At 45.2% G+C, this 25,077-nt stretch carries 26 protein-coding genes and 1 riboswitch; of the genes, 15 read left to right on the top strand and 11 right to left on the bottom strand.

The window, feature by feature from the left end; genetic code table 11:
• A partial coding sequence (locus Nant_RS21440; protein ID WP_476638856.1) for a 3'-5' exonuclease family protein occupies nucleotides 1-371 on the top strand: 371 nt, incomplete at its 5' end.
• Nucleotides 372-482: 111 nt separating this feature from the next.
• On the opposite strand, the gene fdhA is transcribed toward Nant_RS21440, so the two are convergent.
• Nucleotides 483-1,682, bottom strand: coding sequence for a formaldehyde dehydrogenase, glutathione-independent (gene fdhA / locus Nant_RS07325; protein WP_054340987.1), 1,200 nt, complete (start codon nucleotides 1,680-1,682; stop codon nucleotides 483-485).
• Nucleotides 1,683-2,154: 472 nt separating this feature from the next.
• On the opposite strand from fdhA, the gene gbdR reads away from it, so the two are divergent.
• Both gbdR and Nant_RS07315 read left to right on the top strand, forming a co-directional pair.
• Complete coding sequence (gbdR, locus tag Nant_RS07320; protein ID WP_054340986.1) at nucleotides 2,155-3,279, top strand: choline metabolism transcriptional regulator GbdR; 1,125 nt, start codon at nucleotides 2,155-2,157, stop codon at nucleotides 3,277-3,279.
• A 312-nt stretch (nucleotides 3,280-3,591) separates the two neighbouring features.
• Nucleotides 3,592-5,484, top strand: coding sequence for an ATP-binding cassette domain-containing protein (locus Nant_RS07315; protein WP_054340985.1), 1,893 nt, complete (start codon nucleotides 3,592-3,594; stop codon nucleotides 5,482-5,484).
• Between the two features lie 22 nt (nucleotides 5,485-5,506).
• Here Nant_RS07315 and Nant_RS07310 read toward each other — a convergent pair whose 3' ends face one another.
• Nucleotides 5,507-5,956: a universal stress protein gene (locus Nant_RS07310; protein ID WP_054340984.1), complete on the bottom strand. Its 450-nt coding sequence runs from the start codon at nucleotides 5,954-5,956 to the stop codon at nucleotides 5,507-5,509.
• A 106-nt stretch (nucleotides 5,957-6,062) separates the two neighbouring features.
• Here Nant_RS07310 and Nant_RS07305 point away from each other — a divergent pair, with 106 nt between their 5' ends.
• The 5 genes from Nant_RS07305 (at nucleotide 6,063) to Nant_RS07285 (ending at nucleotide 11,038) form a co-directional block, all read left to right on the top strand.
• On the top strand, nucleotides 6,063-6,569 hold the full coding sequence (locus Nant_RS07305) for a hypothetical protein (protein WP_054340983.1): 507 nt from the start codon (nucleotides 6,063-6,065) through the stop codon (nucleotides 6,567-6,569).
• Nucleotides 6,566-6,799, top strand: a complete 234-nt coding sequence (locus Nant_RS07300) for a DUF1653 domain-containing protein (RefSeq protein ID WP_054340982.1) — start codon at nucleotides 6,566-6,568, stop codon at nucleotides 6,797-6,799. Before Nant_RS07305 ends, Nant_RS07300 begins: the two co-directional genes overlap by 4 nt.
• Nucleotides 6,799-7,770: a 23S rRNA (adenine(1618)-N(6))-methyltransferase RlmF gene (gene rlmF / locus Nant_RS07295; RefSeq protein WP_054340981.1), complete on the top strand. Its 972-nt coding sequence runs from the start codon at nucleotides 6,799-6,801 to the stop codon at nucleotides 7,768-7,770. Before Nant_RS07300 ends, rlmF begins: the two co-directional genes overlap by 1 nt.
• A gap of 57 nt (nucleotides 7,771-7,827) precedes the next feature.
• Nucleotides 7,828-9,858, top strand: coding sequence for a RecQ family ATP-dependent DNA helicase (locus Nant_RS07290; protein ID WP_054340980.1), 2,031 nt, complete (start codon nucleotides 7,828-7,830; stop codon nucleotides 9,856-9,858).
• Between the two features lie 262 nt (nucleotides 9,859-10,120).
• Nucleotides 10,121-11,038, top strand: a complete 918-nt coding sequence (locus Nant_RS07285) for a dienelactone hydrolase family protein (protein WP_054340979.1) — start codon at nucleotides 10,121-10,123, stop codon at nucleotides 11,036-11,038.
• A gap of 202 nt (nucleotides 11,039-11,240) precedes the next feature.
• Here the strand turns inward: Nant_RS07285 and hppD are convergent, their stop codons facing one another.
• Nucleotides 11,241-12,281 (bottom strand): 4-hydroxyphenylpyruvate dioxygenase, encoded by a 1,041-nt coding sequence (hppD, locus tag Nant_RS07280; protein WP_054340978.1) that lies wholly within the window; start codon nucleotides 12,279-12,281, stop codon nucleotides 11,241-11,243.
• 156 nt (nucleotides 12,282-12,437) lie between these two features.
• On the opposite strand from hppD, the gene Nant_RS07275 reads away from it, so the two are divergent.
• Entirely contained in the window at nucleotides 12,438-13,319 is an 882-nt protein-coding gene (locus Nant_RS07275; protein ID WP_054340977.1) for a LysR family transcriptional regulator, read from the top strand.
• On the opposite strand, the gene Nant_RS07270 is transcribed toward Nant_RS07275, so the two are convergent.
• A complete protein-coding gene (locus Nant_RS07270) occupies nucleotides 13,320-13,544 on the bottom strand; it encodes an H-NS family histone-like protein (RefSeq protein ID WP_054340976.1) in 225 nt (74 codons plus the stop codon). It abuts the gene before it with no gap.
• A gap of 601 nt (nucleotides 13,545-14,145) precedes the next feature.
• A riboswitch (FMN riboswitch) is annotated at nucleotides 14,146-14,314 on the top strand.
• Nucleotides 14,315-14,482: 168 nt separating this feature from the next.
• On the opposite strand from Nant_RS07270, the gene Nant_RS07265 reads away from it, so the two are divergent.
• Both Nant_RS07265 and Nant_RS07260 read left to right on the top strand, forming a co-directional pair.
• Nucleotides 14,483-14,977 carry a 6,7-dimethyl-8-ribityllumazine synthase gene (locus Nant_RS07265; protein WP_054340975.1) on the top strand — a complete coding sequence of 165 codons (495 nt, stop codon included), beginning with the start codon at nucleotides 14,483-14,485 and terminating at the stop codon, nucleotides 14,975-14,977.
• Between the two features lie 95 nt (nucleotides 14,978-15,072).
• A complete protein-coding gene (locus Nant_RS07260; protein ID WP_054340974.1) occupies nucleotides 15,073-16,068 on the top strand; it encodes a 2-hydroxyacid dehydrogenase in 996 nt (331 codons plus the stop codon).
• A 5-nt stretch (nucleotides 16,069-16,073) separates the two neighbouring features.
• Here the strand turns inward: Nant_RS07260 and Nant_RS07255 are convergent, their stop codons facing one another.
• Nucleotides 16,074-16,775, bottom strand: coding sequence for a DUF1294 domain-containing protein (locus Nant_RS07255; RefSeq protein ID WP_054340973.1), 702 nt, complete (start codon nucleotides 16,773-16,775; stop codon nucleotides 16,074-16,076).
• Nucleotides 16,776-16,978: 203 nt separating this feature from the next.
• On the opposite strand from Nant_RS07255, the gene Nant_RS07250 reads away from it, so the two are divergent.
• Nucleotides 16,979-17,194, top strand: a complete 216-nt coding sequence (locus tag Nant_RS07250) for a hypothetical protein (RefSeq protein WP_054340972.1) — start codon at nucleotides 16,979-16,981, stop codon at nucleotides 17,192-17,194.
• Between the two features lie 174 nt (nucleotides 17,195-17,368).
• Here Nant_RS07250 and Nant_RS21015 read toward each other — a convergent pair whose 3' ends face one another.
• Genes Nant_RS21015 through Nant_RS07235 form a run of 4 tightly spaced genes read right to left on the bottom strand, consistent with a single transcriptional unit; the run spans nucleotide 17,369 to nucleotide 19,651 of the window.
• Nucleotides 17,369-17,650, bottom strand: a complete 282-nt coding sequence (locus Nant_RS21015; protein ID WP_076495949.1) for an excalibur calcium-binding domain-containing protein — start codon at nucleotides 17,648-17,650, stop codon at nucleotides 17,369-17,371.
• Between the two features lie 58 nt (nucleotides 17,651-17,708).
• Nucleotides 17,709-18,311: a DUF2238 domain-containing protein gene (locus tag Nant_RS07245; RefSeq protein ID WP_054340971.1), complete on the bottom strand. Its 603-nt coding sequence runs from the start codon at nucleotides 18,309-18,311 to the stop codon at nucleotides 17,709-17,711.
• Nucleotides 18,312-18,368: 57 nt separating this feature from the next.
• On the bottom strand, nucleotides 18,369-18,722 hold the full coding sequence (locus Nant_RS07240) for a YkgJ family cysteine cluster protein (RefSeq protein WP_054340970.1): 354 nt from the start codon (nucleotides 18,720-18,722) through the stop codon (nucleotides 18,369-18,371).
• Between the two features lie 41 nt (nucleotides 18,723-18,763).
• Nucleotides 18,764-19,651: a LysR family transcriptional regulator gene (locus Nant_RS07235; RefSeq protein ID WP_076495948.1), complete on the bottom strand. Its 888-nt coding sequence runs from the start codon at nucleotides 19,649-19,651 to the stop codon at nucleotides 18,764-18,766.
• 147 nt (nucleotides 19,652-19,798) lie between these two features.
• On the opposite strand from Nant_RS07235, the gene Nant_RS07230 reads away from it, so the two are divergent.
• Nucleotides 19,799-20,698 carry a DMT family transporter gene (locus tag Nant_RS07230; protein ID WP_238377090.1) on the top strand — a complete coding sequence of 300 codons (900 nt, stop codon included), beginning with the start codon at nucleotides 19,799-19,801 and terminating at the stop codon, nucleotides 20,696-20,698.
• Between the two features lie 10 nt (nucleotides 20,699-20,708).
• Here the strand turns inward: Nant_RS07230 and Nant_RS07225 are convergent, their stop codons facing one another.
• Nucleotides 20,709-21,671, bottom strand: a complete 963-nt coding sequence (locus tag Nant_RS07225) for an AraC family transcriptional regulator (RefSeq protein WP_054340968.1) — start codon at nucleotides 21,669-21,671, stop codon at nucleotides 20,709-20,711.
• Between the two features lie 123 nt (nucleotides 21,672-21,794).
• On the opposite strand from Nant_RS07225, the gene Nant_RS07220 reads away from it, so the two are divergent.
• The gene (locus tag Nant_RS07220) at nucleotides 21,795-22,082 is read left to right on the top strand and encodes a glutaredoxin family protein (RefSeq protein ID WP_054340967.1); all 288 of its coding nucleotides are present in this window, start codon (nucleotides 21,795-21,797) and stop codon (nucleotides 22,080-22,082) included.
• A 36-nt stretch (nucleotides 22,083-22,118) separates the two neighbouring features.
• Nucleotides 22,119-23,561, top strand: a complete 1,443-nt coding sequence (locus Nant_RS07215; RefSeq protein WP_054340966.1) for a dihydrolipoyl dehydrogenase — start codon at nucleotides 22,119-22,121, stop codon at nucleotides 23,559-23,561.
• On the opposite strand, the gene pdxR is transcribed toward Nant_RS07215, so the two are convergent.
• Nucleotides 23,558-24,979, bottom strand: a complete 1,422-nt coding sequence (gene pdxR / locus Nant_RS07210; RefSeq protein ID WP_054340965.1) for a MocR-like pyridoxine biosynthesis transcription factor PdxR — start codon at nucleotides 24,977-24,979, stop codon at nucleotides 23,558-23,560. The two genes, Nant_RS07215 and pdxR, sit on opposite strands and share 4 nt — an antisense overlap.
• Nucleotides 24,980-25,077: the final 98 nt, after the last annotated feature.

The raw sequence follows: 25,077 nt of genomic DNA, 5'->3' as shown, positions 1-25,077 counted from the left end.
TTCGCGTGTTGGAGCCTGTATTGGAAGCCCTTGCCGGGCGGGTAGTGGTTGTACATTATCGTTATATCGAACGGGAGTTTTTTCATACGGCATTAAAACAAAGACTGGGGGAGGGTATCTGCTTTCCCGTGGTTGATACCATGGATTTGGAAGCGCGTTTGCACCGCAACGGTTTTGCTACATTCTGGCAGCGTTTACTGGGACGTAAACGAGTATCGATTCGTCTTGCTGATAGCCGAGTCCGGTATAACCTGCCTTTTTACAAACAGCATGAAGCATTGACGGATGCGATCGCTACAGCGGAATTACTCCAAGCTCAGATAGCCAATCGATACTCGCCGGATACGCCTATTTCTGAGCTGTGGAGATAAAACTTTCATATAAGGCTTTTCGTTCAGACTAAAAAACGCACTCTTTGAAGAGTGCGTTTTTAGTACTGCAGATTTATATTCTACAGCAAGCCAGTGTTATCTGATAAAGCGTTAGGCTTTAACGCTACCGTGTGGGTCAATAACAAACTTCTTAGCTGCCCCTCCATCAAAATCGGCATAGCCTTCTGGTGCCTGATCCATGGTAATCATTTGGACGTTAACGGCATCAGCAATTTTTACTTTGTCGAAAAGAATGGCTTGCATTAGCGGGCGATGATATTTCATAACCGGGCATTGGCCCGTATGGAAAGAGTGGGACTTAGCCCAGCCAAGCCCAAAGCGCATACTGAGTGCGCCCACTTTGGCTGCATCGTCAGTGGCGCCCGGATCTTCCGTTACATAAAGCCCCGGGATGCCGATTTGTCCGCCAGCCCGGGTAATCTGCATGGCTGAGTTGAGAACGGTGGCCGGAGCTTCCTGGCCGTGGTTGCAGCCACATGCATGTGCTTCAAAACCGACGCAATCAACAAATGCGTCAACTTCGCGTTCTCCAAGAATGACTTCTAGCTTATCAGCCATATCGCCTTCTTCACGCAGGTCGATGGTTTCACAGCCAAAACTTTTCGCTTGATTAAGGCGATCTGTCACCATATCACCAACGATAACGCAGGCAGCACCCAGCAAATGTGCAGCAGCAGCAGCGGCCAGACCTACAGGACCCGCGCCGGCAATGTATACGGTTGATCCCGGGCCTACCCCTGCGGTAACGCAGCCATGAAAGCCTGTTGGGAAAATATCAGACAGCAGTGTTAAGTCTTTAATTTTTTCCATGGCTTGTTCAGGATCAGGAAACTTGAGCAGATTGAAATCGGCATAAGGCACCATGACATATTCTGCCTGACCGCCGACCCAGCCGCCCATATCGACATAACCATAGGCTGCGCCCGGGCGAGAAGGGTTTACGTTAAGGCAGATGCCTGTGTTGCCTTCTTTACAGTTACGACAACGGCCGCAGGCGATATTGAAGGGAACGGATACAACATCACCCGGATGCAGAAACTCGACATCTGAGCCGCATTCAATAATTTGTCCGGTAATTTCATGGCCTAGTACTAAACCAGCTTCGGCGGTAGTTCTTCCGCGAACCATATGCTGGTCAGAACCACAGATGTTTGTTGTTAATACACGTAAAATAACGCCGTGATTACATTTTCTTTTACCGATGGCAAGCTCTGGAAATGCGATCGATTCTACGGCAACTTCGCCGGGTCCTTTGTAAACAACCCCGCGGTTATCAAAATGGCTGGTCATGTATACGCTCCTGTTATTTTTATGGCTGAGTACTGCCTTGCTAATCCACTCTAAATCGGCCGGAGCCTTGGCACATGACTGTAACAACCATATATATATCTATTTAAGACATTAGCTTTATTGGTGCTGCTTTTTATGAAAAAAACACACAAAATTGAAGGTACATTTGACATAAAACAAAAATAAAAAAAGGAGTGTCGTTTTTAGGTGGGCTATGGTTAATAGATGTCGTTTTTTGACGTGTTGAATTTTATTTCAGGGATATTATTATCATAATTCCCATACGGGATTTGTTTAGAAGTAAGGGCGTGAAACGGATATGAAATGTTCGCTTTTTTCCCCTCAGTAAATGTTTCAAAATGTACCTGTTTCTGGTATTTTTGAAGCATTGAACTGTACGTTCTTCGATAATAATTATAAATAAGACACGACCTCTTTTTGTGCATCATAAGAGCTCGATGAGGGCGCTAAAATGGCTTCAGGTATGACACCCAATCCTGCGATTAAAAACAAAACACTAACGCGGGTTGGTTTTTTGTTACTCGATAATTTTACGATGATTGCTTTGGTCTCCGCCATTGAGACGCTGAGGATGGCGAATCAGTTATCGGGCGAAGAACTATTTAGCTGGCAGTTAATTTCAGAAGATGGAAATATCGTTCAGGCAAGTGACGGACTCTCGTTTACACCTGATTTTTCCATTTTGAACGCCCCTGTTTTAGACATAGTCATTGTAGCAGGTGGGGTTGATATTACCCGCAGTTTCACTCCGCGTCAGGTTAGTTGGTTGCGTGCACTGGGACGCAAAAATTATACGCTGGGTAGTATCTGCACGGGTGCTTATGTCCTGGCTCATGCAGGTTTGCTTGATAACTATGAGACGAGTAGTCACTGGGAGTGTTTGGCCTCGTTGCAGGAGCGCTATCCTAAAGTGCGCTGTAATAATCGTTTATATAGTATCGATAAAAACCGTATGACATCGTCTGGCGGGACAACCCCGATGGATATGTTTCTGAATTTTATAGCGCTACGGTATGGCGGTAAGTTATCCAGCGCGGTGTCTGATATGTTTATTTGTGATCGGGTGCGGGGTGAATTTGATCAGCAACGCGTTTCATTGCGCCAGTTGCATACCAACGGTCAGCCGATGCCGAAACTGGTCGATATTATTGAATTAATGGAAGCCAACCTGGAAGAGCCGATTGAGTTAGATGAGCTGGCAAGTTTCGTCGCGGTGTCTCGACGCCAGCTGGAAAGAATGTTTTTGAAGCATCTTGATTGTTCACCTTCGCGTTATTATTTAAAGTTGCGTTTAGATCGTGCCAGACAACTGTTAAAGCAATCAAGCTTATCGATTGTTGAAATTTCTGCGGCGTGCGGGTTTGTATCTACCCCTCATTTCAGCCGTTGTTATCGGAAGCATATAGGCACTTCACCACGCGATGAGCGGAAAGGTATATGTTCTGATGCAGCGCGGATTAATATGGTTAGCGAGCCTCTTATCAGCGAAGAGTTTATCGTGCCGGTCGTAAGGTCGGCCACTGCGTTGTTTCAAGCGCAAACCGAACCGAGTTATGGCTCTGTCATTATTCAATAAGTTCTGTTCAATAAATTATTCTTAATAAATTCTGCTCAAATTAAGTTCTGTTGAAATCACAGCATTGAACACCAGAGACGGTGGACAATGCTGTGATTGTACCCGTCAATTTTTTGGGCGGCCTTTTAGTATGTTATTGATTTGACGCTATGATCCGGCGGCTAAACCGTTGTTCTGAATCATTTTTGATCTCTTGCCTGGTTAACCAACATATCGAGCCATTAATTTCATCTGGCCGTTCGTAAAAATCAGGTATAAAACTAAGGTTTAATTCGCTAAAATACCGGCTCATTTTTCCTTATAGAGAACAATATGCCCCTGATCCGTCTTGATAAAGCCTCCGTTGCGTTTGGCTCCCGTCCTTTACTCGCTGATGTAGGCCTTAATATTGAACCGGGGGAGCGTATTGGTTTAGTCGGACTGAATGGTGCCGGTAAGTCGACCCTCTTAAAAGTGATTACCGGACAGGTTCATCTGGACAACGGCGAGCTATGGATTGATCCTGCTTGCCGCATCGCTGAGTTGTCGCAAACATTACCCGTAGCGGACGAACGCAGAGTATGGGATGTTGTGGCCTCAGGCATACAAGAAGTCGTTGATATGCGTGCTCAGTATGATGAGATATCAATGGCGACCGATGCTAAGTCTCTCACTATAATGGATCGCTTGTTACATGAATTGGAAGCCTCCGATGGTTGGAATTTAGAGCAGCGTGTAGAGCGTGTGCTGACACGGTTGAAGCTAGATGGTGAAGCGCTGATGTCATCGCTTTCAGGTGGCTGGCGTCGCCGGGCCGCTCTGGGTACGGCGCTGGTCCAAGAGCCTGATCTGTTATTACTGGATGAGCCGACTAACCACCTGGATATTGATACCATCGAATGGCTGGAAAAACAGCTGTTGGATTTCCGTGGCGGGGTGCTGTTTATTTCGCATGACCGTTCATTGGTCGACCATCTTGCCACACGTATTATTGAACTCGACCGTGGTGTGTTGACCTCGTTCGTCGGTAATTATACGGCTTACACCGTACAGAAACAGGTGTTGATGGAGCAGGAAGAACGTAATAACGCCTTGTTTGATAAAAAGCTGGCGCAGGAAGAAGTATGGATTCGTCAGGGTGTTAAAGCGCGTCGTACCCGTAACGAAGGGCGTGTTCGTGCTTTAGAATCGCTGCGCAGTGAGCGTTCAGATCGTCTTAACCGTCAAGGCAAGGCAAGCTTTAACCTTGAAGCGGCACAACGCTCAGGTAAATTGGTAGCTGAGCTTGAAAATGTCTCGGTGGGTTTTAACGGGTCACCTGTGATCACTGATTTTTCGGTCTCTATTCAGCGTGGTGATCGTATTGGACTTATTGGTCCTAACGGTGCGGGCAAAAGTACCTTGCTTAAATTGATTCTGGGCCAGCTTGCGCCTGATAGTGGTACTGTTTCGCATGGTACTAAGCTTGAAGTAGCTTACTTTGATCAGCTTCGAGGCCAGCTTGATCCTGAGAAATCAGTGATCGATAACATTTCAGAAGGACGTGAGGTTATAGAGATCAACGGCCAGCGCCGTCATATTATCAGTTATCTTCAAGACTTCCTGTTTGCTCCTGAGCGGGCAAGAACGCCGCTGAAAGCTTTATCCGGTGGTGAGTGCAATCGTGTTTTGCTGGCGCGTCTATTTAGCCAGCCAGCCAACTTGCTGGTGCTCGATGAGCCGACCAACGATCTGGATGTTGAAACATTAGAGCTGCTTGAAGAGATCCTGATGGACTTTAAAGGCACAGTATTGCTGGTGAGCCATGACAGGTCCTTCCTGGATAACGTAGTGACCAGTTCTATTGTCTTTGAAAATGGTGGCGTGGCCTGTTATGTCGGTGGCTATCAGGATTGGTTGAGACAGCGTCCGGCGACGTCTAAAGAAAAGTCTCCCGCTAAAGCTGGTTTAAGCCAAACGGGCCCCGTTGAAAAAGTAGAAGCAACGGCCGTACAGCAAAAAAAAACACCTAAGTTGAGCTATAAACTGCAGCGTGAACTCGAACAGTTACCGGCTCAGTTAGAAGAAGCAGAAACGCAGCTTAAAGCATTGCACGCAGAAACTGCCGCACCGGGCTTTTATGAGTTGAATCATGCAACCGTGGCTGAAAAACTTGCACTCCTGAAAGGTCAGGAGCACAAGATTGAAGGCTTTATGGAGCGTTGGGTCGAGCTTGAATCTATGTAGTTTTGTTTTATAAGGCTTGTGTTTACGAGTCTTTTTTAGGCTCGTAAACTCTAACCGCTAATACATCGCAGGGTGCGCCATGTAAAACGCTGTTAGCGGTTGAGCCTAACAGTAAGGCCAAACCATGGCGGCCGTGACTACCAACAACAATCAGATCGCATTCTTTTTCTTCGGCTATACGATGAATCTCAGATTCGGTATGGCCGGTAATGACCTGCTGAGATTCAACTGGATAATTAAGCTTTATCACAAAAGCTGCCAGTTTATTACGCGCATGCTCATCAAGCTGATCCTGGACGGTAGTAAGGTCCATTGGAACATCACCGCCGTAGGCAAAGCTGAGGGGTTCAATAACATGTAATACGGTTAATGACGCCCCATTGTTTTCTGCAATAGTGCGGGTTTTCTCAATGAGCTGATCAGATTCATCTGATAAGTCTACAGCCAAGAGGATTTTTGAATAAACGCCCATTAGAATGCTCCATCATTATTGAATTAAGTTTAGCTTAGCATATAACATTCTCATAAAATCGTGATGAACATCAATAGATTATGAGTTGCTTAAAGGGAATATAAAGATGAAAATTTTTATCATCGTTATTGTGGTTATGTCGTTAATGGGATCATTCATGTGGATGATGCCGACTAAAAGAGAAAAAATTCAGGCCCACTTACGCTTAAAAGCTAAAAAAGAAGGCTTTTTGGTTCAGCTCGTCAGGCTAACGGCACCACGGGCAGAGGGCGAGATGGAAGGTGAAGTTAAAAATACGCCCGCTTATCGTTTGCCCAGATCTAATCTTGATAAAAGAGAAGTTAATGCCATGGTGCCTTGGCAGATCTTTCGTACAAAAGCGATTGCTAATCAAGGGTTGCCTGCTGACTGGAGTTGGAAGTTAGGTGAGCGGACATTATCAGAATCGAAACTGAGTCTATTGAGTGAGGTCATTAATCTGCTTCCCTCGGATGTGGTTGCGCTGGAATCGACGCCGGTGAATGTCACTGCCTATTGGCATGAAAGAAGCGGTGATGAGCAGTTAGATGTTATCAAAAAAGCATTGAATCTATTAATTCAGGGTAAAATATGAATAAGCCGTTAGCGCCAAAACCAGAATTTGAGACGGGTCTTTATCGCCATTATAAAGGTAATGAATACACACTGGTGGATGTGGTAATGCATTCTGAAACGCAAGAGTGGATGGTGTTGTACCGGCCGATGTATGGTGAGGCTGGTCTCTGGGTGCGCCCTTATACTATGTTTTTTGAAAAAGTGGAACGAGCCGATGGCCAACTTATTGATCGGTTTTTGAGGCTGTAATGAGTACTGTATTACACCCAAGAAACCCTCATCAAGGGCGATATGATTTAGAGGCACTCAGCAACACATGTCCTGAGCTTAAATTATATCTGCGGCCCAATCCTAAAGGCGATAATACGGTCGATTTTAGTGATGAGAACGCCGTACTTTGTTTAAATAAAGCCCTCTTAGCGCATTATTACCATGTTGCTCACTGGCAGATTCCGGCGGGTTATCTCTGTCCACCTATCCCGGGAAGGGCGGATTATATTCACTATAGTGCTGATCTTCTGGCGGAATGTAATCAAGGTCAATGGCCCACGGGTAAGCGGGTCAATGTACTTGATGTTGGTGCGGGTGCTAATTGTATTTATCCTATTATTGGTAGTCAAAGTTATGGCTGGCAGTTCGTGGGTACCGATATTGATGCCGTTGCTATTAAAACTGCACAGTTAATTGTGAAGTCCAATACGTGTTTATCCAAACATATTAAATTAGTTCATCAGAAAAACAGTGAGCTGATTTTTAAAGGGGTGATCAAAGAAAATGATCGCTTTGATCTGACGATATGTAATCCGCCTTTTCATGCATCGATTACAGAGGCGCAAGCCGGCAGTCATCGCAAATGGACAAATTTGAATAAAGGTAAGGAGAAGCTAAAGTCTGTAAAACTAATCCCTGAAAAACAAGGCGCCGCTAAACTTAATTTTGGGGGGCAGCAATCCGAGCTGTGGTGTCCGGGTGGGGAGTTGTCTTTCCTGGAGCGGATGGCGCAAGAGAGTGTCGGGTTTTCTAAGCAGGTGTGTTGGTTTACCAGCCTGGTATCAAAAAAAGAGAATGTGCTGCCCTTAAAAAGCCTCGTGACACGCTTGGGAGCCAAGCAATGTAAAGTGGTTAATATGAGCCAGGGACAAAAAATAAGCAGGCTAATCGTCTGGAGTTTTCTGAACCCTGACGAGCAACAACAGTGGGCTGAAGAGCGTTGGCGCTAACGCCTTCTTGCCTCCGCTCATTCGGGTAAAGCGTATTCAGTTAAGGCGGACAGCATTATGACAAATCTTCACTCCTCGTTAAAAGATACCTTCGGCTTTGATCAGTTTCGTCCTGGGCAGGAGCAAACCATTCGTCAGTTGCTGTCGGCTGAGTCCTCTCTGGCTATCTTTCCAACAGGTTCAGGTAAGTCTCTCTGCTATCAGCTTGCCGCGTTGCATCTGCCGCATCTGACCCTAGTGGTATCGCCGCTGCTGGCATTGATGAAAGACCAATTGGTGTTCCTTGCTAAAAAAGGGATTTCCGCCGCGAGTATCGATTCCACCTTAACCGCAGAGCAAAGCAAAGCGGTGATGTCGGATGTTCGCTCGGGGAAAATAAAAATCCTCATGGTGTCGGTCGAGCGTTTCAAAAATGAAAGATTTCGCCACTTTATTCAATCCATACCCGTGTCTATGCTGGTCGTCGATGAAGCACATTGCATCTCGGAATGGGGACATAACTTTCGACCCGATTATTTGAAACTACCCGCTTACCGCGAGGCTCTTAATATTCCTCTGGTGTTATTGCTAACGGCGACGGCGACCCGCGCAGTTAAAAAGGATATGGCGCAGAAGTTTGGCATTACCGAGTCACATATAGTACAAACCGGATTTTATCGCTCTAATCTGGATCTGTCTGTTGTGTCGGTATCTACTTCAGATAAAAATGCGCAATTGTTAGAGACTATTCATCAGCAAAGCTCTGGTATAGAAAGCTCTGGTTTACAAAGCAGTCAGCGACCAGGTTCCGGTATTGTTTATGTCACGCTGCAGCACAGTGCCGAGCAAGTAGCGGAGTTTTTGCGCCACAATCAGATTAATGCTATGGCATATCATGCGGGTTTTGTCAGTGAAAAGCGGCAGCAGATTCAATCTGATTTCATGGCAGGCAAGGTACAGGTTATCGTCGCAACGATAGCCTTTGGTATGGGAATTGATAAAGCGGATATCCGTTTTGTGATTCACTATGATTTGCCCAAATCGATAGAAAACTATAGCCAGGAAGTCGGTCGTGCCGGGCGTGACGGCGCACCCTCCAACTGCATAACACTAGCGAATCTTGATGGTCTGAATACAGTAGAAAATTTTGTTTACGGAGATACGCCTGAATTGGCGGGTATCGAATATGTGCTAAACAATATTAAGGCTGAATGCCAAAGCTCCCCGCCTCAAAGCTCGCAGTCTCAAAACTCGCAGCAAAACGTCCAATGGGAGTTACAGCTACTGAGCTTGTCCAATGCCAGTAATATCCGGCAGCTGCCAATGAAAACTTTATTGGTGCAGCTCGAATTGTTGGGTGTATTACAGCCCTTGTATGCGTATTTTGCAGATTTTAAATACAAATTTGTAAAGTCAAAAGAAGAAATTATGGCCATGTTCACAGGCGAACGACAAGCCTTTGTGGCCGCTATCTTTGCTCATACGTCGTTTAAAAAAGTATGGGGCGAGCCGGATTTCGAGGCGTTATTCCGAAGCTATGCCTGTGAGCGCTCAAGAGTGGTGGTGGCGCTGGAATATCTGCAGGAGAAGCACTGTGTTTTAGTAGAAACTAAACGTATCACGGAAGTATTTAGCGTCAACACTGATGCATTATCTGAACCTGATTTGGCTGAAAAGCTACATCAGTATTTCGTAGATAAAGAGCAGAAAGAGATCAAACGTATTGCGGCATTAGTACGTTTTTTTGAATTGGACAAATGTTTAAGTCATCACTTGTCATTATATTTCGATGATACTCAGTCGCCGCCTCTGTGTGGTCATTGCTCTGTCTGTAAAGGCCAGGTAGCAACGCTTGAATATTCGCAGCAACATCGCTGGCCCGATGATGGGCTACTAACTACGGCGATACGCGCATTGGCTCAGCACCTGAATGAAAAAGCAGGACTATTAATGTCAGATATTTCTGAGGACCTCTATTGTCGCTTTCTGGCAGGCATAAGCGTGCCTTTATTTACGAAATATAAGGTACGGCAACTGCAAGGTTTTGGCTCATGCGAACATGTGCGATACGCAGATATTCGCCAGAAAGTTCAAGACTTATTGGTGTGAGAAGTTGATGAAATATTTAGCAGCAAGGAATATCGTAGCAGTAAGCGGATTAAGAGGCTCTATCGCTGCCGTCACTGTTGGCGTTATTATTGTATATTATTAGTATAGATAAAAAGATCTGGCTTACTGGTAGCTAATCAGGGAACCGCAGGTGTCTAACCTCTGTCTACTCAAAGACCCTTTAGCTTTAGGGCAAGCAAGTAGAATTGAAATATACGGCAAAGGGTGTGTTAACAATCATTACAAACCGGAGAAACTAGTGATGAATATACCGTGTCCATCCACACAGGCATCTGTAGAAACAAGACCGATTCCCCAAGAAGCGTTTAACTGGTATGACGAGTACGCGCATGGTCTGATCGATCGTCGAAGCTTTATGAAAAAACTAGGCACATTAACGGCACTCGGTTATAGCATGAGTTTTCTGACTGCTGCGTTGATTCCTAACTATGCAGAAGCGGAGCAGGTATCGTTCAACGATGCGTTGATTAAGGCAACCTATGTCACTTTTCCATCGCCTAAAGGGTATGGGGAAGGCCGTGGTTACCTAGTCGTGCCACGTGAGCTAAAAGGGAAAGCGCCCGTTGTTATAGTAGTTCATGAAAACCGCGGGTTAAACCCATATATTGAAGATGTTGCACGGCGTCTTGCGGTGAAAGGTTATATCGCCTTCGCACCCGATGCTCTGTATTCAGTCGGTGGTTATCCGGGTAATGATGATGAGGGTCGCGCTCTGCAAAGCGCTCTTGATCGCAGTAAAATTGAGGAAGACTTTATTGCGGCTGCTCAGTTCATGAAGTCAGATGAATTGAGTAACGGAAAACTAGGTGCCGTTGGTTTTTGTTTTGGTGGCTACATCGTCAATATGCTTGCGGCTACGCTCGGTGATGATTTGGATGCCGGTGTCCCTTTTTATGGCACTCCCGCTGCTGAAGAATTGCAAAAAAATATTAGCGCGCCGTTGTTGCTGCAATACGCGGGTCTTGATGATCGTGTGAACGGTACTCGGGTACAATACGAAGCTAGCCTGAAAGCTAATGGCGTCGATTACACTTCTTATGTGTATGACGGTGTTAATCATGGCTTTCATAACGATTCTACGGGGCGTTATGCTGAAAAAGAAGCGGAATTAGCTTGGACTCGAACGCTTGAATTCTTCGACAAGCACCTTCAAAAATAAAGTCTGTTCCCGTGCACCGTGAAAACCTTGTGGCCTTCGCTGAAGGGAGGCCACATTTATAAACAGTTTACCTTAACAGTCTGCATCGATCGCCTTGCTTCGCGCTGAGTCAGTTATCACATAATCAGGCCCCCGGTTTGAACGCGCGTTGCACCAATGTACCTGCCATAGTCTGGTCTTCAGGTGCAATTATGGACAGAGATTAAATCACCCCTCTTTTTTCCTGATCCCGTTCAATAGATTCGAATAAGGCCTTGAAGTTTCCTTCACCAAAGCCCAGGTTTTCTTTGCGCTGAATGAGCTCAATAAAGATGGGTCCGAACAGGTTTTTAGTAAATATCTGTAACAAATACCCCTCTTCATCGCCATCGACTAGCACTTGATGTTGCTTAATTCTGTTACGGTCTTCTGTGACATTAGGCACGCGATTAAAGACTTCATCATAATAATCATCATTAATATCCAGTGTATCAATAATGCTATGATCCATTTTGTCGAGCGATGCTAACAGATCGTCAGAACGGAACGCGATATGCTGCACACCGGGACCGTTGTATTGGCCCAGATACTCATCAATTTGATTATTATTATCGTCCTTACCCTCGTTGATCGGGATACAAAAGCTACCATCAGGTGAGCGTAGCGCATAAGAAATCAATGCTGTTTTCTTGCCTTTAATATCAAAATAGCGAACTTCTTCAAAACCAAAAATATTTTTATAAAAATTTGCCCAGGTGTGCATAGTGCCTTTGTAGACATTATTGGTGAGATGATCTATCTCAATAAAGCCGAGACTTTCAACGATATGAGGCGTATCCAGAGCAACAAAGTCATCATTGTAAATGGAACCGCGTTTGCCATATTTATCGATAAAGTAAATCAGGCTATCACCAATACCGTAAATGGCCGGATAGGGATGATCGGTTTGGGATGGATCCGCCGCCTTCGCGCCGCGCTTAACGGCTTCTTTGAGTGCTGCTTCTGCATTATCAACACGCCATCCCATTGAGCAAATGGCGGGACCGTGGTGGCGTGTGAAGTCTGCCGAGAAACCGGTTTTTTCGTTGTTAAGTAGAAAATGGATGTCGTTCTGGTTGTAATAGTAAATCTCTTTCTCATGATGACGTTTGAGTTTAGAAAAACCGAATGCTGAAAAGACACTGTCCATAAAACCAGCATCCTGGCTGGTAAATTCGGTGAACTCTATACCGCGTAGGCCTATTGGATTCTTTTCTACACTCATTTCATATCCTCTGTGTGTCTGCCCTTTGTGGCTGTATAGGGCATTTTTATAATGTGTTGTTCTTATAGCGCTGTTGATAAACACGTTAGTCTGTCCGCATGTTCAAAAAAAGCGTAATATTTAACCTATCTTGATCCAATAAATAGATGGTGTTTTATGGCAGTAGATTTAGAATCCCTTAGAGTGCTGATTGCGGTGGTGGATACCGGTAGTTTTGCAAAAGCAGCAGAGCAACTGCACAAAACACAGTCATCCGTTAGTTATCAAGTCAATAAACTGGAGCAGCAGTTAGGTACGCAGGTATTTGATCGATCGAGTTACCGCGCAGAGTTGACGCCGGTGGGCCTGCGAATACTCGAAGAGGGGCGTCGCTTGTTGCATCAGGCTGATTATGTCGGACGTCTTGTAGAGCACTTTTCAGAGGGCTGGGAGCCTAAACTGGAGTTGGTCGTGGACGGCATGCTGCCGACTGAGCCGGTATTGCGTGTATTAAAGGAGATGATTGATCTTGAAATTCCTACCCGGATTCAGTTTCGTATTGAGTTTTTGGGTGGAGTTCAGCAACGCTTCGAACAACAACCAGCGGATCTGATGTTGGTGTTGGACTATCAGGCAGATCCGGCTTTTAGTGCGCGTTCGCTTAAAGAATTGGAAGCAGTGCTGGTCGTGAGTCGTGACCATCCGTTGGCGATGCGCCAACAACTTGATACGAGTGAGTTGCATGCACATGTGGAGTTGACTGTGCATGATTCGAGCTACAGTTCTGCTTATGGCGGATTGCAGACTTTTGGTGGTGAACGGGTTTTTTACCTTAGTGATTTCAGAACCAAAAAAGAGGCGTTATTGCAGGGTTTGGGGTTTGGTTGGATGCCAATAGAACAAATCCGGCAAGAAATACGCAGTGGAGCGTTGCAGGAGGTTGATTATCAGGGAGGTTCCCGATATTCATATTCACCTCTGCTGGTTTTCCGAAAAAATGAACCATTAGGCCGAGCCGGGACATTGTTACAGGAAAAGCTACAAAAGGTATTCGGCTAGCTAGCGGCGAGAAATCTCACGCATCAGACTACTAAGGTCGAGCCCCATTTCATCAGCCATTTTTTCAACATCGCTGCTTTTCCGGGGTTGGACTTTCATCGCTGCTTTGCGTTTTTCTACCTTACGCCTTTTTTCGTCAGCGATGCTATCGAGCTTGATTTGGATCTGATTAAGCTGCTCAATACTGTAAGAGCTTAGCTTGGAAAAGAATTCATCTTCTGTCATTGCTTTGTAAAGTGCCTTTGCGCGAAATAACGAATGGAGTATTAATATAGGATATCGTGTTTAAAAAAACGGCACATAGAATATGTACAAAGTTGATTCTAGCACAAGTATATTTATTTACTTAGTCTCCGGTGGATTTAATCTGCAACCTTTCAGAATCAGACGGGTAATTAGTTCGGCCGCTCTTCGATAGTTGAATTAGCGATCTTTGTTATAGAGTTTATTTTTGTCTGTGTTAATCCAATGATATAGGCCTGCCATGATATTCGGAGCCTGCCTGATCTTTATGGAGGGTGGTTTCTTTAGGAAAAATGAAGCGGATGTGTATGTATAAAAAACGATCAAATACCGGTTTTTATGCGCTAGATTAGTTAAAAATGTGTTTTTTTACTGAAAAAATCTATTTTTTAGGGGTTTTTACTTTATGGGTTTTAAAATCAGAGAAGTACGATGTCAGGTTGTTTATGATCATATTTTTGATGTGTTCGGGAGCAACGGCGTGCACCAAATACCCAATTTAGTTAATAACCATTAAATGGCAGCTATCCTCTTTTGACTCCGTTTGATAAAAATCTTATAGTCGGTTGCCGGATTAATCCGGTTTCGTTCTCGGGGCGGGGTGTAACTCCCCACCGGCGGTAAAAGCAGGGGGTGGCGTAGGCTATTCTCATTGCGTAAGCCCGCGAGCGCCTCCTGTTAATTCAGAAGGGTCAGCAGATCTGGTGAGACTCCAGAGCCGACGGTTATAGTCCGGATGATAGAGAGCGTGTCAGATAATCACATTCTTACAGCCATAATTTGCTTGTGTTACATAGCTTGTTATACGGTTTGTATTTATAGCTATTACTAGCGTCTGTAAATACCAAGCAGACCATCTGCTATAGGTGTTGATTGTCTGTCCGTTCGCCCTGATTCAGTCATTTTTATGGATTTTACCAATGAATCAGAGCTCAACGAATACCTATCCACTGAATATCAGCCATCAGAAGATTGCCTTTATTCATGCCTCATGGCATACCGATATCGTTCTTAACTGCTTAGAGGGCTTTCGGGCTGAATTGGCCGAACGTGGTTACGATATCGAGAAAATTGATGTGTTTCCCGTACCCGGCGCGTACGAAATTCCGCTGCAAGCCAAGTTGTTGGCAAAAAGCGGGCGCTACGCAGCGATCGCGTGTAGTGGGCTAGTGGTTGATGGCGGTATTTATCGTCACGATTTTGTAGCGCAAGCGGTATGCAATGGCTTAATGCAAGTCCAGTTGGAAACCGAAGTGCCGGTATTAACGGCAGTATTAACGCCTCATCACTTCCATGAGCATGATGAACATAGTGAATACTTTATTCGTCATTTTCTCAAAAAGGGTCACGAACTGGGCGGTGCCTGTGATGGAGCTATCCGTCTGACCGCATCAGCTAAAGCCAGCTTGATATAAAAAGCTGGCTGAAAACCAACTTCATATAAAACCAACCTAATGTAAATAAAAGCAGAGCGTATGGGTGTTCTGCTTTTTCTTCCAGGGAGATCGATATGAGTATATTGTTTGATTCGCCCCCTATCGCTTTCGTTAGCCGCATACCCGACACCGAAGCACAGCAATGGCTGATCGTGTTAAACACATTGTTGCCCGATAATGAAGTCTGCTTATTCGATAGCCTGACTACCCGGCAGAAACAGCAATGCAGTTTAGCGGTGGTTGCCAACCCAGATCCTGCGGAGTTACGTCAACTGCCAAATTTACAATGGGTGCATAGTACATGGGCAGGCGTAGAGCGGATGGTCGCTGAACTCTCGGTAGCTGACTCTTTAGTAAATGACCCTTTAATAAAGAGCACTGCGTTTCCTATCGTACGGCTGATAGACCCAACATTAGCGCACACTATGGCAGAAGCCGTATTAGCCTGGACACTCTACTTACACCGGGATATGCCCGCTTATCGAGCCCAACAAAGTGCCGCTCAGTGGTTACAGAGACCTTATATAGCTGCCAGCGAACGAACCGTGGGTGTTTTAGGATTAGGCAAGCTAGGAGCTCTCAGTGCCGAACGCCTGCACGCTAATGGCTTTAACGTTTTGGGCTGGAGCCGGCATGATAAATCGTTCGAAAATATACAAACATTTGCGGCTGAAGAAGGCTTGTCAGCTATGCTGGCACAGAGCGATATAGTGATTAATTTACTGCCGTTAACAGATCAAACGCGAGGATTACTCAGCACCGCACGCTTTGCCCAATGTAAACAGGGCGTATCCCTTATTAACTTCGGTCGTGGGCCGACCATGAATCAAGCTGACTTAATCACGGCCTTGGGTGCCGGTATCGTCTCACATGCCGTACTTGATGTATTTTACGAAGAACCGTTACCTGTGAACCATCCTTATTGGTCACATGCTGACATCACTATATTACCGCATATCTCAGCACCGACAAGTATTAGCAGTGCCAGTAAAATTGTGGCGAACAATATACGTGAATACTATAAGACAGGGCGGATACCCGAAGCCGTGGATCGACAGTTGGGGTATTGAGGGCGCTATTTATTTAAATAGTAATCAATCTTCCAAAGCCATATTTGTACAAAATCTGGTAGAGAGATATCTGATATGAGATTCAGAAATTTCATATCAGCGTTGTGCACATAGTTGTATAAAAAAGTGCTGCCAGCCGGGGTATGCAACCACATAAAACCGCTAAGATTTATTACAACAGTTATCCAGAAAATAAAAAGGAATGCTTGCTTGGACGATTTGTGGCGCAACTTCTGTTGTGCCAGCAAAGCACCCGGCCAGCCACCTATCAACGCGAGCAGATGCAGCGTACTTTCCTTAGTTCTCCAGCGACCTTTTATTGCCGCCGACTTGTCGATGGCATATGCGATAAAAGTGATAACACTTATTAGCAGATAAAAAGCCAACACTAAACGGGGTAGGGTATGAAAAATTACTGATAGAAGCGCAAAGGCTGTAAAAATGACCACCATAGCGATACTAAACAGGCCCGGTTTTTTTATATTCGGGGTGCGCTTTTTACCTTCAAATAGAATAGATTTCCCCTTGGCGCGGCCTGAATCATCTGTCGTGGCGATATAGCTCACCGCTAGGTTTTGTTCAGGCCGACGATGTGAATTCTTAAAATCACTAATATGAATAAAAATTTTTTGCCGGCCGCTATCCGGTTGCACAAAACCAAATCCTTTCTCATGATTCCAAGAGACTATTTTTCCATTATCACGCATGTGTTTTCTTCCGTGTTTTAGCGATACGTTAAAATCGAGACATAAAGTTGGCAGTATATTATCAATAGCAGTTATCAGGCCTCATTATTTTGATGTTAAGGGCGCCTGTATATGGATTAGTTGTGTTAATAAGACAGTAAATAATTGATCTGTCGGTTTGAGCTATGCGACACTTCGCGTTTTCACGCACTCTGAAGTAGATGATGGAAACACAAATAGTATATGCCTTTGCAACAGGCCAGTTGGCCAGCCGCTTTTTGAACCGGTTAAAAGTATGGAACGGCCAAGAAGTACAAGTGAAACTATATCGTGGCTCGGAGAGCGTTAAGGTATCGTATTCTTTTGATGGTAAGGGGTTTGATGCCACCAGCTCGCAGCTGGATGAACTGGCTGAAGTCTATGGTGGCCGGGAGTGTTAGAAAGACAGTTTTTCATACGGTGGCGACTTAGACCGCTATAAAACTCATAGCGATAGATTTTTAAAAATATTGCACTTATTATGATTTTTAGCTATTAAGCATCGGTTGAACTCAGTAAATTTCAGTAGAGGCCAGATATCAAAAAATATCGGGTCGAGTGACCTTTAACCATAGTCACTTATTAAATTGTCTTTCGCAGGGAATGCCATCATGGTCACCATCCATTTTAGTATTTGGGCAATGACTAATAAAGTATTTTGCTTCTTCGTATGATCTCATTTGTGAGCAATGCTGTCGGCCGTCACATGTATATGATGGCCGAGGGACCGTCTGCGTTTTGGTTTGAATTGGTGCTGAGAATGAGACATTAGAAAATGAATTTTTTTCCTCAATGTTGTTTGAGTAATACTGCCATCCACCAAAACCGATTAATCCAATAAATAATAATTTTTTCACTTAATTATCTTCCTTGATGTTGGTATACAGCCCCGGGTTTCTTCGCCGTGGCTTAGCGCTATGAAATCTGCAGTTTTTTGTCTGGCCGATAAAAATAAAAGAGTACCAACGAAGTAATAGCGCCTAAGGTATCAGATAGCATATCTTTTTGTGCATCCCAGATATCGCCTTGTGAGCCTAAGAACTCAACGCCTGCATCACCTCCTTCTAATGCGGCATACCACCACTCGATAATTTCATAGGCAGCGGCCACGCTCATGATAAAAAACAGGCTAAAGGTCATCGCTAGCTTAAACCCGCAATAGCCTTTACGTAACAACCACTCAGCCATAGCAAACGCATAGAACCCAATAGTAAAGTGGCCTATACGATCAAAGTGATTGCGTTCCGCGCCGATCATCTCTGTTACCCAGCCAAAAGGAACATTGGCAAATGTATAGTGCCCGCCGATCGTATGCCAGAAAATCCAGATAAAAACCAACCCATAAGCAACATTACTGAAGCGGAATACGCGGAACGTAAACACAAAAATCAGAAAAATAGCGATCACAGGTATTATCTCGGCGATCCACACATCACGGGAAACCGGATTAATACCGAGAACAATCGAAAAAATCACGTAGATCCCAGCAAGTAGGTGTGGGAAATATTTGCTAATCATTTATATAGATCTCTGTCGTGAAAAATTGAGCACTGGACGTGGTGCATTTTAATGCTCTTAAAGTAGAACCTGGCGGGTTTCTTTGTGAAATTTATGAATTTGGCGTTCAATTTTTGGATCAGTCATTTGTGAAGGGGCACAAGCATTCGGGCAAGGTAGGCTAGGTGTTGTACCAAACAATCGGCAAATTAAAGGACGCTCTCCGTATACTTCGCAGCCATTCTCACCCAAATAGGGGCAGTTTAATTCGTCCATGGCATCATCATGCTCCTGATCCGTTTTCATCGGCAGCCTGGAGACTTCTTCAGAAGATGCTGTGACGGGTCCGCAACAATCATGGCATCCTGGTTTACAGGAAAATGATGGGATGGCTTCACGAAAAACTGCAATTTTTTGGCTATTTGTTGTCATCTATTGGTCTTGCTCCTATTTGAAACGTATTTTACCGTTATTTAAAACCATTCTGCCAGTTGGTTCGATAAAGTTCTTGCTGCCGACTGAGGCGGCTCCGATTCACGAACTAATGCTGACCAACCCAGGTCAAGTCCGTCTTTTCCCACCTGAATAACAGCAACACTTTCGTTTTTAATGGCAGAGTGGACAGCCCAGCGTGAAAGTATACTCACACCAAATCCTGCGGCTATTAGTTCGATAATGGCATCGGTTACCTCCACGACGGTAACAAGATGAGGCACGACTCCAGAGGGGCGAATAAAGCGTTCATATTCAAAGCCAGGCTGCGCCGATTTGCTATAGGTCAGGTAGTCTTGGTTTTCTAAATCAGTGGCTTCAATAAAGGATTTTGCTGCCAGCTTATGGTTTAAGTGAGTGACTAAAACCAGCTCGTCCTGAAATACCGGAATGTAATCGATACCCGGGACTGCCAAGTGGCCGGGCGCTAATACAACATCAACCGTACCGTCCTGCAGGTTTTGCAGAGGGTTTTGGGTAGCGGAGGCAACTAGTTCTAATTTAATGCCGGGTTCTTTTTTAGTCATGATGTTTAAAAAGGACGGTAACCAGTGATAGCAGCTATAAGCAGCGACGCCAAAACGCACCACGGTCATTTTATTATCAGCCATCTGCTGAAAATCAAATTCAGCACGTTGCAGCGCAGGAATAATCTGATTAGCCGTCTGCGTCATGGCACGGCCAGCGGATGTCTCTTTAAGCTTGCGGCCCTCTCTCTCAAATAACAAACCCCCCAGGCGTCTTTCCGCTTCGGCGAGCCGGTGGCTTAACGCAGACTGCGTTATTCCCAGCACGTAAGCGGCTTGTCTTAACGTACCTGACTCGTTAATCGCTTTGAGCATTTCCCAATGCCTGATATCTAATCTCACGCTTTTACCTCATGCCATTTTCAATAATAGTCATCTAGAAGTGCTGAACAATAGATGCACACTATTAATCAATTATACGAATTATTCATTATTTTTTTCATCAGAGAATAGCTATTCTTCTCGCTTAACTAAAGGAATGATACCCACGTGATCACTAAACCAATTACCAATCCCATGATCAATGGCCAGCATTTTGTATTAATGTCGGCTTTTTTTTACGGGCTAAACCCATTTTTTGCACAACTGTTATTTAAAGAGGGTTTTGGTGCAGAGATGGTGAGTTTGTACCGGTTTATCTTACCTGCGTTATTTTTTGCTTTTTTCCTGCGGACGCCACAAGCCAGCTGGCCTGAGGCATGTCGAATGCTGATGTTAGGCATCGCGAGTGGTGTTTCTATTTTTGGCTATTTTCATGCGCTTAACACGTTGCCCGCGGCCACCGCCATCCTGATCTATTACACGTACCCTGTTTTTAGTGTATTGATTGGTTGGATTATTTTTAAACGAAAGCCGTCACAAAATGCGTTAATTGCGGCGGCGCTGGTAGCCATTGCTGCGTCATTAACGGTAAGGCCAGAAACACTTTCTGCCGGGTTATTACTGTCGGTTGTCGGCTGCTTTTTAGCGCCTTTAATGGTAGCTACTCAGGTCCAGTACCTGTCTAATCCAAGAAGAAATATTCCAACCATGAATAGAATGGCCTGGATAACCATCGGCCATATTATTGTGCTCCTGCCCATAGCGATATGGAGTGCGCCTGTGCTCGTGCTGCCGGTTTCACTCACGGGTTTATTATCGATATTAGGTATCGCATTATTGGCTGCGGCCCTTCCTCAGATACTGTTTATGCTGGGTGCACCCCGATCCTGTGCCGATAAAAATGCATTGATGGGGTCACTTGAATTAGTCGTTGCTTTGCTAACGGGGGCGGTTTTATTAGGTGAAAATATAGACCGATTGGAAATGACCGCTATGGTCTTGATTGTATTGGCCTTGTTTATTAGGCGAGTAGAAAACAAGCCAGTAGCGGAGGCAGTGGTTGGATGATAATCGTTTATTAATGTTGATTACTGTTACGGCGCACCTGCCCGGGAGGCTGCTCAAAATACTGCTTGAAGGCTTTACTGAAAGCGGCTTCAGACGAGTAACCGGCCCCTTCAGCAATATCTATCATGGCTCTATCACTGCCTTCAAGCTGAGCTTTAGCTTTTTGCATACGCCAATTGATAAGGTATGTCTTGGGTGGCATGCCGACCATTCTTGAGAACTTTTCTGTAAACGCCGTTCTTGATAAGGCCACCGCTTCGCCGAGGCGTTCAACGCTCCAATAGGCGTTGTGTTCTGCGTGGATCAGGTTTAAGGCGGAGCCAACTTGCAGATCAGCTAATGCGGCGATATAGCCCACATTATTCGATGTGCTTGTCATATAAGTCCGCATGAGTTGGATGAACAAGACTTCTGTCAGGCGGTCAACCATCACACTAGAGCCAGGAGAGGGGTGGCGGGATTCATGCGCAAGCACGGTCACTAAGGATCTTAACCACGCCAGTTCAGGTGTTTCAGATGCCTTGATATGAATAAAGCAGGGCAGATCTCTTACAAAAGGGTGATCTATCGAAGAATCGTAGCTAAAAGATCCGCACAACAAGGTGGTTGCTGTGTTGTTGTTTCCTGAATGGCTTTCTTCTGCATTGACTTGAAAGGGATTATTACCATTGAGGATATTTTCAACCACATCTGAGCCTGGCTGCTTTGGGCTATCCGGTGTGTCGCTAATCCAATGAGCGCCACCGGTGGGGAAGGCGACAATATCCCCGGCCGAAAGATAAAGTGGCTCTTCTGCTTTACTGTGTTTTAACCAGCAAACGTTATCTACTACGATATGAAACATACCTTGCTGACTTTCTTCGATTTCCATGCCCCAAGGTGCACTAAAATCTGTACAAAAATAGGTGTTAGCGCTGAGACGAATCGCTTTCAAGACGTCAGCTAATGCGTCCATATTGGCGGTATTTTCCATATTTTAGTCTGTGGTCTCTGCTGGTGATCAAAATGACAATTTATTAAGACATTACAGCATATTTTGTTCAAAGTGGATCTGGATAATAGACCTCAATCAATTTGTCAGAACAGAGGCTCTATTATGTCTACGCAAGAAAACATCAAAGCACTGTCGCTTTATCATTTCCCAAGCTGCCCTTTTTGTGCGGCAACTCGCAAAGTAATTCAACAAACCGGGCTGAATATTGAGCAACGGGACATTCAAAAACAATCACAGCATCGCTCAGCGCTAATACAAGGAGGCGGTAAACCTCAGGTACCTTGCCTGCGTATCGAAAAAGATGATGGGCAGCATCTGTGGCTTTATGAATCATCGGATATTAATCATTTTCTGCGTAGTTATGCTGCACAATCTGCAAAACGCGTTTAATTAACATCACTAGAGATGAATGCAAGGATAGATATTATGAATAAAAGGCACGTAGACGTAGCAATCATAGGGTCAGGCACCGCTGGCATGGGGGCATACCGTGCCGCAAGAGAGCATACCGATAATGTAGTACTTATCGAAGGGGGCGAATATGGTACAACCTGTGCCCGCGTTGGATGTATGCCAAGCAAGTTATTGATTGCTGCTGCAGAGGCTGCACATCACTCCCTGCACACAGGGCTTTTCGGAATAACGCCTGGTCAGATCACGATAGATGGCAAAGCGGTGATGGCTCGGATACAGCGTGAGCGAGATCGCTTTGTAGGTTTTGTTATAGAGGACGTTGAAGCGTTTGATGCTAATCATAAAATCAGGGGTTATGCGACGTTAAAAGATGATCATACCCTGACCATTGATGACCATACCGAAATCACAGCAGATCGTATTGTTATCGCTACAGGATCAACGCCTGTTTATCCGTCTATGTTTGCCGAAGCGGGTGATCGCTTGCTGACGAATGATAATATTTTTGAGCTGGATGATCTTCCTGAATCCGTGGCTGTATTTGGCCCAGGCGTGATTGGGCTAGAGCTGGGGCAGGCGTTGAGTCGGCTAGGAGTGAAAGTGAAAGTCTTTGGTCGTGGAGGGTCGGTCGCCACGCTTAGTGATCCTGAGATCAGAGAATATGCTGAAAAAACATTTAATCAAGAGTTCTACTTGGACACCAAAGCGCAAGTAAGCACTATTCGAAAAAAAGGAGAAGGCGTTGAGGTCGTCTATTTGGATAAATCCGGAGCAGAGGTGACGGAGTCTTTTTCTTATCTGCTCGCCGCCACCGGTCGAAAGCCAAATGTGGACAAACTGGGTTTAGAAAACACCAGCATGGTGTTGGATCCACGAGGCGTGCCCGTGTTTGATCACTACAGTATGCAAGCCACACCTGATCATATATTTATTGCCGGTGACGTAAATAACGAACTGGCATTGTTGCACGAAGCGGCAGATGAAGGCCGTATTGCAGGTAGTAATGCGGGTCGCTATCCAGACGTGCGTGCTGGCCGTAGGCGGGCGACGCTTGGCATAGTATTTACCGAGCCGCAAATTGCCAATGTAGGTTTAAACCTTCCTCAACTCGAAGAGCGTTATGCGCGCCGTTATGCCGTAGGTGAAGTCAGCTTTGAAGGACAGGGGCGTAGCCGGGTAATGGGTAAAAACAAAGGAATATTAAAAGTTTATGCGGAACAGGGATCTGGCTTATTGTTAGGCGCCGAAATGTTTGGGCCGGCGGCAGAACATATAGGCCATTTATTGGCATGGGCGCTGCAACAGCGGCTTACTATTAAAGAGATGCTTGAGATGCCGTTTTATCATCCGGTCATCGAAGAAGGATTGCGGACAGCGCTACGCGACTTAAATGCTAAGCTGCGACTAGGGCCAGAGGCCGTTAAAGGTTGCCTTGATTGTGGGCCAGGAGCTTAAGCATCTGATCGCACTTTTTTTACCATGGAAAACACGGTATGTAACTTATCTAGTGCATCACTCATTTCATCCTGAGAATATCCACAGAAGCCGAGTATGAAGCCATTGTAGCCAAGGTTACGCATCGTCGACTCTGACAATGGTTCTAAAGCAATGCCCGCTTCTTTTGCGCGTTGCGCAATTTCACTATCTTGCAGTGTGTTATTGAGATGAAAAACCAACTGCATACCTGCAGGATGGTTTTGCACGCTGCCAAAGTGACTGAAATTTTTGGAGAGCTCGTCTACCAAAAATTTCCTACGCTCGTTATAGATTTTACGAACCCGTCTCAGGTGTCTGTAAAAATCACCTGAATCGATAAATTCCGAGAGTGCTTGTTGAGGCATTAATCCGGCTTTCAGGCCATAGTTATCCATAGTTTGGCGGATGGGTGCAATTAAACAGTGAGGGACGATGAGATAACCTAGCCTCAGCGTATTAGAAAATACTTTTGAAAAACTTCCGATGTATATTGTCCGGTTCAAATTATCAAAACTCGCCATGGCGGGGATGGGGCGGCCAGAATACCGGAGCTCGCTGTCGTAGTCGTCTTCAATGATCCAGGCATGGTTGGTGTTCGCCCAGCGGATGTACTCCCACCGCCGTTGCAGCGACATAACGCCACCGAGCGGGTATTGATGTGACGGCGTGAGAACGACAATATGTGGACTAACTTTTTTTTCGGGTAATTTTGCTCCATCCTGATCAATATCTAAAAAAACTGGAGTGAGTCCCTGGCTAGAGACAAAACGCAGTATCGGCTTGTATCCCGGATCTTCAATGCCAACAGCCTGACCCGTATTAACAAGCGTCCGGAAACAAATATTCAGGGCATCTGTGGCGCCCGCCGTGACAATAATCTGCTGTGGAGAGCACTCAAGACCGCGCCACTCCCTGACGTGATTTGCTATCGCTTGTCGAAGCGAATCATTACCAAATGAACCCGCTCCGGTCATCATTGCTTCCGGATTAGTTCTGCACACTCTGGCGACGGTTTTCGCCCAATGGCGATAAGGAAACAGGCGCATATCCGGTTGGCCAGGGGTAAGCGGCCTGAGTGACGCTACCTTCTCTGCTTTGGACGTATCATCAGTAATGTTGGTATGGGGTAGTTCAACCGCTCCGATTGCACAAACGGTATAGCCTGACCCTCTGCGCCCTTGCAAGTATCCCTCGGCTACCAGTTGTTCGTATGCGCTTACAACTGTTGAGCGAGATACGTCAAGCTCTTCTGCCAGTACTCGAGTAGCGGGTAATGCTGTGCCTTTTTTTAAAACACCTGTATGCGCCAGCTTTCTTATCATCTCGCAGAGTTGTTCAAATATAGGGGTCTTTCTTGATCTGTCGATCGCGAAATGCAGGCCTGAATCTTGAATCATATTGGTATGTAAACATTAACTAAAATTGGAGCTTATAAAAATACCAATATAATAGCAAACTCATCTGATAAGACATGATCTGTCATATCCTACCAGAT

It is taken from the genome of Neptunomonas antarctica, assembly GCF_001305295.1.
Classification (GTDB): Bacteria; Pseudomonadota; Gammaproteobacteria; order Pseudomonadales; family Balneatricaceae; genus Neptunomonas; species Neptunomonas antarctica.
The sequence above is the reverse complement of the archived record's forward strand: the minus strand, read 5'-3'. Positions and strand labels throughout refer to the sequence as shown.